The organism is Corynebacterium sp. ACRQK (genome assembly GCF_022345965.1).
Lineage (GTDB): Bacteria > Actinomycetota > Actinomycetes > Mycobacteriales > Mycobacteriaceae > Corynebacterium.
Map to the genome: position 1 here is coordinate 121,783 of NZ_JAKRMU010000003.1, position 12,045 is coordinate 133,827.

The following is a 12,045-nucleotide window of genomic DNA, read 5'->3' on the forward strand; positions in this document are numbered from 1 at the left end:
CAACTTTAGGTGCTCCCCCGGCCTCGCGGGTAGCGAACCGTTAAGCCCACTCACCGCGAGTGCGCACTCTAGTGCGCGAAGTGGCGCTCACCGGTGAGGTACATGGTGACGCCCGCCTTCTCCGCTGCCTCGATGACTTCCGCGTCGCGGACCGAGCCACCTGGCTGCACGACTGCACGAACGCCAGCGGCAGCCAGCACCTCAAAGCCGTCGGCGAAGGGGAAGAAAGCATCCGATGCCGCAACTGCACCCTCGGCACGCTTTTCGTCTCCCGCCAGGGAGTTTGCACGCTCCACGGCCAGCTTGGCGGCGTCCACGCGGTTGACCTGGCCCATGCCCACACCCACAGTGGCGTCATCCTTGGCCAGCAGGATCGCGTTCGACTTCACCGCACGCACGGTGCGCCAAGCGAACTCCAGCTCGCGCAGGGTGGCCTCGTCGGCAGCCTCGCCGGCAGCCAGCGTCCAGTTGCTCGGGTCGTCGCCCTTCGCATCGATGGCGTCGACCTGCTGCACCAGCAGTCCGCCGGAGATCTCGCGACCCTGCAGCTCCGGCTCCTCGCTCGGGGCATCTGCCTGCAGGATGCGGATGTTCTTCTTCTGGGACAGAACCTCGACCGCGCCTTCCTCGTAGCCCGGCGCGATAATGACCTCAGTGAACACCTCAGCTACCTGGTTGGCCATTTCCACGCTAACCTCGCGGTTCACTGCGATCACGCCGCCGAATGCGGACATCGGGTCGCAGGCGTGTGCCTTCTTGTGGGCATCGGCGATCGACGCATCGGAAACAGCGATGCCACACGGGTTGGCGTGCTTGATGATGGCCACGGTCGGACGCTTGTGATCCCACGCAGCGCGCCAAGCGGCATCCGCGTCGGTGTAGTTGTTGTAGCTCATCTCCTTGCCATGGAACTGCTTGGCGCCGGCCAGGCCGGTGCCATCGGAGTACAGCGCCGCAGCCTGGTGCGGGTTCTCGCCGTAGCGCAGCACGTTGGCACGCTCGTAGGAGGCACCGATCCACTCGGGGAACTGCGCGACGGTCTGCTCGCCCATCCAGGTAGCTACAGCCACGTCATACGCAGCCGTGTGACGGAAAGCATCCACAGCCAGGTCGGTGCGCTCGGCGCGGGTGAAGCCCCCGGCATTGGCAGCTGCCACGACGTCCTCGTAGCGATTAGGGTCCACCACAACGGCCACAGACGGGTGGTTCTTCGCGGCGGCGCGCACCATGGACGGGCCGCCGATGTCGATCTGCTCCACGCAGGCATCGAAGTCGGCTCCGGAGGCCACGGTCTCGGTGAACGGGTACAGGTTCACAATGACCAACTGGAAGGCCTCGATACCCAAGTCCTCCAGCTGCTTCAGGTGGTCTTCCTTACCGGTGTCGGCCAGGATTCCTGCGTGCACGCGCGGGTGCAGGGTCTTCACGCGGCCTTCCAGCACCTCCGGGAATCCGGTCAGCGATTCAACCTCGGTCACGGGCACTCCGGCTTCCGCGATCTTCTTGGCGGTGGAACCGGTGGAGACGATGTCCACGCCCGCGGAGTGCAGCCCCTTGGCCAGCTCCTCCAGGCCGGTCTTGTCGTACACGCTGATCAGTGCGCGACGGATTTCCTTCTTGTCTGCGCCGTTGGTTGCTGTGGTGCCATCACTCATGGTTTTGGATCCTGGCCTTTCGTTCCTAGAAGGTTCCCTGTTCTTGAAAATCGTGCAGCACCTCTACCAAGAGTGTGCGCTCCACCTTCTTGATTCTCTCATGCAAGCTGTCGACCGTGTCGTCCCGCGCGACCTCCACCGCCTTTTGGGCGATGATCGGTCCCGTGTCCACGCCACTATCTACAACATGAACTGTAGACCCGGTTACGCGAACACCGTAATTCAGTGCGTCTTCGACGGCGTGCGCCCCAGGGAAAGCGGGTAGCAGCGCTGGGTGGGTGTTGATGATCTTCCCCTCGAAGCGCTCGACAACCTTCGGGCCGATGATGCGCATGAAACCTGCGCTCACCACCAGGTCGGGCTCATAGCTGGCGAGCTTGTCCGCCAGCTCTTCGTTCCACTTATCCCGGTCGGTCTGCTTCGGCACGTATTCGACCAGGAAGTTCTCGATGCCCGCGCGTTCGGCACGATCCAGCGCTTCGCACTGTCGGTCGCTGCCCACGGCGAGGATATCCACCCGCGAGCGGTCGACGTTATCAATCACGCTCTGGAGCAGAGTCCCCGTCCCGCTCGCCAGAATCACTATCCTCATCGTCTGCTTCTTCCTCTGTTTCTATGTCTTCTGTGTCTTCTGTGTCTTCTGTGTCTTCTTGTTCTTTCTTAATGACGCCCCCATCTTCCCCCTCTTCCGGTTCTTCCGTAGGGGCGTCATCTTCAGAAGAGTCAGAGTCCGTGCTTTCCGTGCTTTCCGCACTTTCCATACTTTCTGCACCGTCCACTACACCCTCAGCATCATCGGCATCTGCCTCATCCTCGACTTCCGTGTCGTCTTCAGCCTCGCCGTCGTCCACCGATTCACCCGGATCCACAACCTCGGCCTCCGGGATGTCCTCAACCACGGACTCGCCGCGACGGGCGGTGAAGAACATCATCACGGCGGCAGGCACCAACAGCCAAGCGGCGAGCTCCACGGCGAAGAGCCACTCGACTGCGCCTGCGCGCCCGTACACCCCCAGCTCTCCGCCGGCCAGCCATGAGGCGCAGAAACCGATCAACCCGGCGCAGGCACCAGCCCCCACGCCTTGCAGGAGTGGCGCCTCCACATAAGTGCGGCCGCGCAGGAACTTGTAGACACACGCTACTGCCACACAAGCGGGGGCAGCCAGCAGCACAGCACCGAAAGGAATCTGATCATTGGGGATGGCCGCCAAAACCGGCAGCGGCGGTAAATTCACGTTGTTGGCGGTAAAGAGGCTGACCGCGCCGTTACCGACGTGGAATTCGCCGCCCAGCAAAACAGCCATCGCCGCGACCACCACATTGGGCACATACAGCAACGCGACAAAGGTCAGTCCCAGCACACCCATGGTGGAGGAGGTGATTTCGTATGCCTTGCCGACTGCCTCCATGTTCGTCAATAGACATACAACAGCGGCGAGGGCACCGGCTGCGGCCATCCACTTAAGGAAGCGCTGGGCCAGCAGCATCGACTCCACCGGCCACGTGGACCAACCACGGCGCAACAGCAGTGCGCGCCATACACGAGCCCGCATACCGATGACGATCGCAGCGCCATTAACCAGAGCCGTGGAGATCAGCGCCACCAGCAGGTTCGGCGTGGTGATGTCGTACACCCTGGAGGCATCCCACAGCATCACCCACGCGATACACGTCAACAGCATGGGGATCAACAGACTTAATGTGGTGAATACCCGCAAGCCGCGCACGCTAATCGAATTGCCCAGCACCGTGGTCGCACGCTTCGCATGCCCCCACACCAGCACCAGCGCGGGCAGCAAAGGCACGAAGCCCAGCTTCGCCCCCGCCATCTCAATGGGGGCCAGATTAAACACCATCCACATTGAGGCAATGCTGGCGGGCACCTTATTAAAACCTGCGCCGATGCCGATGAGGACGGCGATGATGACGATGACGCCCAAAGTTACGGCGTGATTAATCATCAGCTGGGGGCCGAAGCGCTTGACATGGGGCTTCCACTTCGACCACCAGTCCACAACCGCAGCCTTCGCACCGCCAGCCGACGCATCTGCGGCGGCCTTGGACTTGGCTTTTGGAGTTGCCTTAGCGTTCGTGGCGCCGGTGGGCTTCGCCGCTACAAAGCGCTCGTTGCCAGTACCTTCGGTGGTGTTGGCACCAGCGCCTTTAATACCCGTGCCTTTAATTCTGTCTGCACTGCTGGCAGGCGACGTCCGCCTGGTGCGGCTGGAGCCGGGGCGTCGTGAAGACGCAGATCGTCGGGATCCGGGTCGTTGGGCAGCAGAATCTTTACTCACCCGTCCTATTGTGCCTAATAGTGACAACTACCTGGCGGACTGACCCACCTTCCAGACCCTCTTCTACACCCTTGAGCGCAGACACGCCTAAGGTTCTACTTGAGGGTTTGTGGGTAGCGTAATGAAGATCACTAGCGGGGTTCAAGCACTACAAAAGCAGCATAAAAAAGCCTGGAACAGGGGAAATTGATTCTTAGACTCAGGTAAGGTTAGCTCCACTACCCCCGCAATGTAATCAAAGCGTTATTTTTCGCCGTTTTAGTTGCCGCAATGTTGCCAAACCGATAGTGTTACGTTCCGTTGATAACAAAGTGGTTACAAATTGCTTTCACAACAGACTCAAGCCCCAACCGTGAGGCTAGAGGAGGAGCGAAAGCGATAGTGCGAAATCACATGTGACAGTTGTTAAGAAACATCGATTAGGTCAAAGGGTTACTAGGACAGTGCGAAACACTACTGAAGCGAGCCGTACCGGCATCCACCGCAAGCAGGAGCACACCGCGAAGCGCCGCTTCGCGGTCGTGGCCGTCGCCACCACCGCTGTGACTACTGCTGGCGCTGCCGGCGCTACCGCTGGTGCATCCCAGAACTCCAAGGACGATATCGCCCTGGCTTCCGAGAACACCACCATCCTCGCCCAGGGCGAGGGAGCTCAGGGCTCTGCAGCTCCGGCGGACGCTCAGGCGACCGCCAACGAGGCTCCGCAGATCCTCGAGGTTCCGCAGGCTAAGCCGGTTTCCGATCTGTCTCAGCAGCTCGACTCCGCCCTGCGCTTCGCCAAGGAGCGCACCGAGGCTGATCTGGCTGCTCGCATGCCCGAGTACGTCAAGCCCGCCGAGGGCTCCTTCACTTCCGGCTTCGGTTCGCGTTGGGGCACCGTCCACAAGGGCATCGACATCGCCAACGCTGTGGGCACCGCCATCCGCGCCGTACACGACGGCACCGTCATTGACTCCGGCCCGGCTTCCGGCTTCGGCAACTGGATTCGCATCAAGCACGACGACGGCACCATCACCGTCTACGGCCACATGGCCACCCTGGACGTTAAGGTTGGCGACCGTGTAACCGCCGGCCAGAAGATCGCCGGCATGGGCTCCGAGGGCTTCTCCACCGGCTCCCACCTACACTTCGAGGTTCACCCGAACGGCGGCGAGGCTATCGACCCGAAGCCTTGGCTCGCTGAGCGCGGCATCCAGCTCTAAGGCGAAGCTCTAAGCCCGAGCTTTGAGCCTCTGGCCGATTAGAGCCACAAAAAACCTCCCGACCGCCTCCGTACGGCGGTCGGGAGGTTTTTCGTCTACCCAGTGCAGCTTTTCAAGACTCTTCAAGGTGAGGGGGATCCCCCCCCACCTTCCAGAAGCCGGTGCGTGCTACTTCAGAGCCGCACCAATCTGCTTAGCTGCATTGGTCACACCGTCGTGGGACATGTGCAGAGTCAGGTTGTAGTGCGGAGTCTGAGTATCGATGACTCCGGCAACCCAAGCCTTGCCACCCGGCTGGCAAGTATCGTGCCCGCGGGTGGAGCGGTGTAGGTCAACGAAAACGCCACCGTTGCGCTTGGCTGCATCGTTAGCCTGTCGCCACAGCTGACGCTCGGCTTCCTTCACGATCGGGAACGGAGCCTGAATCGGCGTTAGACCATTCAGACGGATCAGGCACAGGCCAGCGCGATCGTTCGTGAGGTGCGGGTAGCTTACGAACTGGATACGAGCGTTCGGAGCAGCGCGCTTGATCTTGTTAGCGAGACGATCATAGGATCGAGCCGCTGCACGGTTGTTGATCGGATCCAGGGTGCGGTAGGTGTCGTTAGCACCGACCATGATCGGCACGTTGCGCGTGTGGCGGTTCAGCTTGCCATCGCGGATAGCCTGATCCAGGCGAGCCTCCAGCGGCTCGCGGCCCAGGTACAGCTCCTTGCCGTTGCAGGAGTAATCATCCACGCGAGCGCCCGTCAGGCGCTGCAGCTCAGTGGCTACGCGGAACTTGCCCTTGATGCAACCACGTGCGCCACCGCGCTTGGCGTCAATAATCTGGTTGAGCGTTGTATTAGCGAAGTAGGAATCACCAAGCAGCACGGTGTTTCCCGGGGCAGCCTGGGCAGCAGGCGCCAACCCCATGACCGATCCCGCCACGGCAACCGCCGCAGTCAGAATGCGTGCAAATTTCTTCATCAGTTTCTCCCGTATGTGTTTTTATGCCGTACTAAGGCTATCGATCGAGAATCGAAAATGTTAGCTGTTCGGAAGCTTTGCCGGCATGACCTTACCAGTTGGGTTCCTTGGAAGCTCATCCAAGAACGTAACTTCACGCGGAACCGAGTGCTCCGCCAGGTTGTCCCTGACCCATTCCTGGACGGACTCCTTGGTCAGAGCCTCGCCTTCCGGATTGTCTTCACGCACGATCCAGACGGCCATGCGCTTGAAGTTCTCCTCGTCGTCCACGCCCTTTGCGTAGAGGTCTCGAATGCCAGGCATCGGCGCCAACACCTCTTCCACACTGCGCGGATACACGTTCTCGCCACCGACGATGATCATGTCGTCCGCCCGGCCGAGCACAAACAGGCGACCTTCCTCGTCGAGGTACCCACGGTCGCCGATCTCCAGCAGGCCATGCTTGATCTTCATCTGATCTCGCGTGTGCGCATAACGGCGCATGGTCATGGTGCCTCGAGCATAGATGCGGCCCGGGGTGTTCGGCGGCAGTACGTTGCCGTCATCGTCCAGGATCTTGACGCGCACGCCGCGAACCGGGCGCCCGGCCAGAGCTGGGTTCTCGACCAGTTCCTCCCTCTTTGCAATGGCTACCACGCTGTTTTCGGTGGAGCCGTAGAAGTTGCAGACCACGGGACCGAACTGCTTGTGCAGACCGCGGAGCAGATCTTCGTGCATGGCGTTACCAGAGGACACGATGAACTCTATCGACGAAGCATCGTAGTCGCCGTTCTGTGCGACCTTGAGCTGCTCCTTGATGAAGATAGGCGAGGTGATGATGCCGTTGACCTTGTAACGATCGACGTCCTCCATGGCCTGCACAGGGTCGAAATCACGGCGGAACACCACGGTCGCGCGGTGGGCGAAGATCAGGTTGAGGTTCGCCCAGCCCCACGAGTGGAACATAGAGGCGGTCTGCTGGATCATCATCTCCGCCCGCCACGGGATCCACGTAACAAGGTCCGCCAGCGGAGTCGGGATGGGCGGCTCTCGGTGCACTACGGCCTTCGGAGTGCCAGAGGTGCCGGAGCTCAAGATGGTAATAAAACCGCGCTTCGGGATCTTGGGCAGCTTCTCCTCCGCCCCGGAGGGCGCGTGGTCGATGATCTGCTGGAACGTCTCCCATTCCGGGTTCGGAGCCTGCGGGTTCTGCAGATCCTCCGCGTAACCGATGATCACCTTGGCACGTGAATAGTTCGCGGGCAGCCTGTCCGCGAACTCCTCGTCGATGATGATGGTGTGAACATCCAGCTCCTCCATGCTCTTCTGCAGCTGGACTGGACTGGAAGCCGGGTTGAGCAGGCTGATGTCCGCCCCGATGAAGCCCTTGGCGACCAGTGCGTAAACGACCACTCGGGAATTGCGTGCCATGACCGCAATGTTCTTACCCGGCCCCAGCCCCATACGCTGCAGGGCGCGGGCGAAGGCCAGCGAATCGCTGCGAACCTCCGCGTACGTACGCTCGCCAATGTCATCGATGATGGCCGTACGGTTCGGCGCTACTTCTGCCGCGTACCATGCTTGGCGTCCAGCAGTGAAGCCATAGCGGGCGATACTCTCGACCAGCTTGGCTTTGCCCTTAAGGCCGCCACCCCTGACTACCACGCCCGATTTCAGCGCAGTTCCCAGGCCGGTGGCAATTGCGTGAGTCTCCGCCCAGGCGGCCTCACCTAGATGTTTAAGGTCTTGCAATTTGGAGGTCACTTGTTGATTGTTCTGCATTAATACCCTTCTAGTTACGCCTCAACCATCGAAAGAGGATGCTGTTACGTTACATTAAGAAAATATTTCCTGCGCAACATTAGTCACAATTGTCACTTCCGTAACATGTAACCGGGTCTAGAGCTTCTCCATTGGCACGCCACCGAATAGCATCAGGCGAACCGTACCCTGGCTGCCGAAGTCGATCATGCAGGTCGTGTGCGAGCCACTGCCGTCCACGCTCTTCACCGTGCCCAGGCCGTACTTGTCGTGGTTGACCTTGTCCCCCACCGCCAAGTCCAAATCCTGGTTCCTCTTCGCCCCGGCACCGAAAGCAGGCTTCGCCTTCTTCGCTGGCTTCCGGTAGGACTGGCCGCTCCAGCCGCTGGAACCCGCACCCCAGCCACCCGAGTCGCCAAAGCTGGTGCCATCGGCATAGCCACCGCCGCCCCAGGCGGAATCCACACCGCTGCCGAAGCGCGCGGGCTCCTCGCGGATCCACTCCATAAGATCCTCTGGCACCTCAGACAAAAAGCGCGACGGCGGGTTGTTTACCGGCGCTCCCCAGCCGCTCCGCGTAATCGCGCGGGTAAGGAACAGCCGCTGCTTCGCGCGAGTAATGCCCACATAGGCCAAACGCCGCTCTTCAGCCAGCTCCGTCGGGTCGCCCAGCGCACGCATGTGCGGGAACTGGCCGTCCTCCCAGCCGGTCAGGAACACCACGGGGAACTCCAGGCCCTTGGCCGTGTGCAGTGTCATGAGCGTCACCATGTCCTGCTCGTCTGCGGGAATCTGATCCGCGTCCGCCACCAGGCTCACGCGTTCCAAGAAGGCCTGCAGGCTGCCCAGCGGCGCCTCCCCTTCGGCGAGCATGGCGTCGGCACTGCCATCGCTATCGCCGGCGCTACCTGTACTGCCACCACCCGGCATCTCCTCGTACGCCTTCAGGTTCGCCGACTCCTGCGAGAACTCATGCCCCACGCTCACCAGCTCGTTCAGGTTGTCCAGTCGCGCGCCGTCCTGCGGGTCGTTGGATTTCTCCAGCAGCTCCTTGTAGCCGGTCACGTCCAGCACCGCAGAGATCACCCGGCCCAAGTCGGGCAGCCCCAGGCCGGACCCATCCGAGGCCGTCATCTCCATCGACTCTGTCTCCGCCCGCAGCGCGTCCATCATTTCCAGGAACTTGCCAATGGAATTGCGGCCGCGTGCGGAAAGGCCGGCGACCTTCCCCGCGGCGGCGTCACCAAGAGCAGCCGAAAATCCGATCCCCTGGCCTTCCGCGTGAACAGTGACCTGTGCAATGGCCTTATCCCCGATACCGCGGCGCGGGGTGTTGATGATGCGCCGCAGCGCCACCGTGTCGTCCGCGTTGTCCAACACCTTGATATAAGCCACAATGTCACGGATCTCGCGGCGCTCGTAGAAACGCGTACCGCCGACGACCTTGTATGGCAGGCCGGAGCGCACCAGAACGTCCTCAATCGCGCGGGAGGCGTTGTTGGTGCGGTACATGATCGAAATGTCACCGTAGGAATAACCCTCGTTGTCCACCAAGTCGTCGATCTGCTCGACGATGAAGTTCGCCTCGTCATGCTCGTTGTCCGCAACGTAGCCACCGATCAGCTCACCATCGCCCAGATCCGTCCACAACTTCTTCGGGCGGCGCCCCTGGTTCCGGTCGATCACCGCGTTCGCAGCGGACAGGATCTTCTGGGTGGATCGGTAGTTCTGCTCCAGCAGAATAGTGTGGGCATCCGGGTAGTCGCGCTCGAACTCCTCGATGTTGCGGATCGTCGCGCCACGGAAGGCGTAGATCGACTGGTCGGCATCGCCCACCACGCACAACTCGCATTCGGCCTTGCCCTTGCCCGCGAGCGCTGCCACCAGCTCGTATTGCGCGTGGTTAGTGTCCTGGTACTCGTCGACCATGATGTGGCGAAAACGGCGGCGGTAGTGCTCGCGCACGTCCGGATTGTCGTTTAGGATCGCCACGACCTCGCCGATCAGGTCGTCGAAGTCCACCGCGTTCGCCGCCCGCAGGCGGTTCTGATACGTCTTGTACAGCGTGGCGATCTGGGCGGTGTGGGGGTTGGAATCGCGCTGTGCTTCCTCCAGCGCCCCGGCCGGGCCGACCAGCTCGTTCTTCCAATTGGAGATCACATGCAACACCCCACGCGGCGAGAACTCCTTCAGATCCAGCGAGGCATCCTTGATGATCATCGTCATCAGTCGCTTGGAATCGTCCGAGTCGTAGATGCTGAAATTCGTGTTCAACCCCGGCGCGAGGTGCGCATTGGCGCGCAGCACGCGCACGCAGAAGGAGTGGAAGGTGGAGACCCACATGCGCTCCGCCTGTGGGCCGACCATATCCACCACACGCTCGCGCATCTCCGCTGCAGCCTTGTTAGTGAAGGTGATCGCCAGGATCTGCCACGGCCCCACTCCATTTGCCAGCAGGTAGGCGATGCGGCGGGTCAGCACACTCGTCTTGCCAGAACCCGCGCCCGCCACAATCAGCAACGGGCTGCCCATGTGCTCGACCGCCTGCCGCTGCGGCGGGTTGAGGCCTTCGAGAAGCTTTTCTCTATGACGCCCCGTCTCCCCCGCTGCCGTCCCAGCATTCCTGTGCGGTAGCGCCTGGGTGTGGCGTGCCTGTGGCGGCTCCGACGTACCCTGCGAGCTATCGGAGTGCATGTTCGCCAGCACGCTTTCGTACCCCTCTGGCGGCAGCTCGTCCGCTGGCGGCGGAACCTCGTCGTCGAAAAGCGTTGGTTCTTCGGGCAGCGGCAGATCGGCGAACGGATCGTGCTGATTGTTCATGTTTCCCTTGGTGCTCCCTCAAAAAATTCCCGTAACCGCTGGCGCCTTATGCTCTGGGGCTCTTCCGAATCTCAGCTTCCTGACTAGCGGTAGAATACAACGCATGAGCGACAACGATTCTGCGGCTTCGTCGAACCCCAACGAGTTCACCGTCCGCATGCCCTCGGGCACGGACGATCCCTTGTCGGATTCAGAAATTCAATCCTACCGCGAGGAGATCAACCGCCTCGACCGCGTCATCATCGACGCAATCCACCGTCGCAGCGAGGTATCGAAGGCGATCGGTAAGACGCGTCTAGGATCCGGTGGCACGAAGTTGGTCTACACCCGCGAGGTCGCCATCATTAACCAATTCCGCGCAGAGTTCGGCTCAGAGGGCGTAGAAATAGCAAAGGCCCTGCTGCAGCTAGGCAGAGGGCGCTTGGGCTAGAGAATGGGCCGGGGCTAAGCCAACCGGAATCCGGCTCCGACCCCACCGGCCGCATTGAGGTCTGCGGCAATCACGTTCCATGCGGCGCCGGCCGTCGGCGCGTGCAGCGGCCCTTGCAGCGGAGTGGTGCAGGAAGGCAGGTTGGCCACTCCGCCGTTGACGATGCCGACCAACCGGTTGCCGACGTAGATCGGGCCACCCGAATCTCCCATAGAGCCGCACAGGTGGGAAACCAGGAACGGCCCGGAGATCGCCAGCATGGGGCCGCAGGAAACACCTGTGGCCACACCGGTCTTGCACATCTGCTGCAGGCTGGCCGGGGTGGGGCCACCGAGGGAGTTCAGGTGAACGTTGTTGTAACCGCGGGTTAGACGCACCTTGTTGTTGAACTTGATCACGGCGTAGTCCGGGTAACCGTTGCGGACAACGGTGCCGATCTGGCCGGCCCCCTCGGCGTCCATGGAAACGACCGGGCTACCGGGACCACCACAGTGTCCTGCCGTAATGCCCACCTTGTTTCCGGCCTTGTCGTAACCAACCACACCCAGGGTGCAGATGTTGTTGCCAACATAGATCGGCATGGAAGGCCCGGCCAGGACGCTGGGCGCCGCAGCACGCTGAGCCTGCGGAATGCCTGGAGAAGTGAAGTAGTGACCCGGAACGCGGTGCGGTCCGGGCTGGCCGGTGGCCTGCAAGAATGCATCTGCGGAACCAGCAGGCGCGGCTGCGGCCTCTGGCGCGGTGAAGGCCGAGCCAAAAACAGCGGAGGTGGCCAACGCCACGCCCGCCATCAGGGCTCCGATTCGGCGACGGGTGGCGCTGCGGAGAGAGCGCCCAACTGGGGTGCGAGTGGATACAGATGCGGCTGACATGCACCTAACCTTAGCGCAGAAGCTCGGTTTCACATGCGCCACAGAGGTAACAATTTGGACAAG

The 12,045-nt window shown here is 61.6% G+C and carries 9 protein-coding genes; 2 read left to right on the forward strand and 7 right to left on the reverse strand.

What is annotated here, in order from left to right:
- Positions 1-68: 68 nt before the first annotated feature.
- Genes purH through MHX63_RS04760 form a run of 3 tightly spaced genes read right to left on the reverse strand, consistent with a single transcriptional unit; the run spans position 69 to position 3,949 of the window.
- Positions 69-1,655 (reverse strand): bifunctional phosphoribosylaminoimidazolecarboxamide formyltransferase/IMP cyclohydrolase, encoded by a 1,587-nt coding sequence (gene purH / locus MHX63_RS04750; protein WP_239387463.1) that lies wholly within the window; start codon positions 1,653-1,655, stop codon positions 69-71.
- A gap of 25 nt (positions 1,656-1,680) precedes the next feature.
- Positions 1,681-2,247 (reverse strand): phosphoribosylglycinamide formyltransferase, encoded by a 567-nt coding sequence (gene purN / locus MHX63_RS04755; RefSeq protein WP_239387464.1) that lies wholly within the window; start codon positions 2,245-2,247, stop codon positions 1,681-1,683.
- Positions 2,192-3,949 (reverse strand): DUF6350 family protein, encoded by a 1,758-nt coding sequence (locus tag MHX63_RS04760; protein WP_239387465.1) that lies wholly within the window; start codon positions 3,947-3,949, stop codon positions 2,192-2,194. Before MHX63_RS04760 ends, purN begins: the two co-directional genes overlap by 56 nt.
- A 443-nt stretch (positions 3,950-4,392) precedes the next feature.
- Between MHX63_RS04760 and MHX63_RS04765 the strand changes: the two genes are divergently transcribed.
- Positions 4,393-5,151, forward strand: a complete 759-nt coding sequence (locus MHX63_RS04765) for a M23 family metallopeptidase (RefSeq protein ID WP_239387466.1) — start codon at positions 4,393-4,395, stop codon at positions 5,149-5,151.
- Between the two features lie 168 nt (positions 5,152-5,319).
- Here the strand turns inward: MHX63_RS04765 and MHX63_RS04770 are convergent, their stop codons facing one another.
- The 3 genes from MHX63_RS04770 to MHX63_RS04780 form a co-directional block, all read right to left on the reverse strand.
- Positions 5,320-6,120 (reverse strand): SGNH/GDSL hydrolase family protein, encoded by an 801-nt coding sequence (locus MHX63_RS04770; protein WP_239387467.1) that lies wholly within the window; start codon positions 6,118-6,120, stop codon positions 5,320-5,322.
- A gap of 60 nt (positions 6,121-6,180) precedes the next feature.
- Positions 6,181-7,881 carry an acyl-CoA synthetase gene (locus tag MHX63_RS04775; protein WP_239387468.1) on the reverse strand — a complete coding sequence of 567 codons (1,701 nt, stop codon included), beginning with the start codon at positions 7,879-7,881 and terminating at the stop codon, positions 6,181-6,183.
- A 117-nt stretch (positions 7,882-7,998) separates the two neighbouring features.
- On the reverse strand, positions 7,999-10,680 hold the full coding sequence (locus MHX63_RS04780) for an ATP-dependent helicase (protein WP_239387469.1): 2,682 nt from the start codon (positions 10,678-10,680) through the stop codon (positions 7,999-8,001).
- A gap of 103 nt (positions 10,681-10,783) precedes the next feature.
- On the opposite strand from MHX63_RS04780, the gene MHX63_RS04785 reads away from it, so the two are divergent.
- A complete protein-coding gene (locus MHX63_RS04785) occupies positions 10,784-11,110 on the forward strand; it encodes a chorismate mutase (protein WP_239387470.1) in 327 nt (108 codons plus the stop codon).
- A 14-nt stretch (positions 11,111-11,124) separates the two neighbouring features.
- Here MHX63_RS04785 and MHX63_RS04790 read toward each other — a convergent pair whose 3' ends face one another.
- On the reverse strand, positions 11,125-11,982 hold the full coding sequence (locus MHX63_RS04790; RefSeq protein ID WP_239387471.1) for a S1 family peptidase: 858 nt from the start codon (positions 11,980-11,982) through the stop codon (positions 11,125-11,127).
- Positions 11,983-12,045 lie beyond the last annotated feature (63 nt).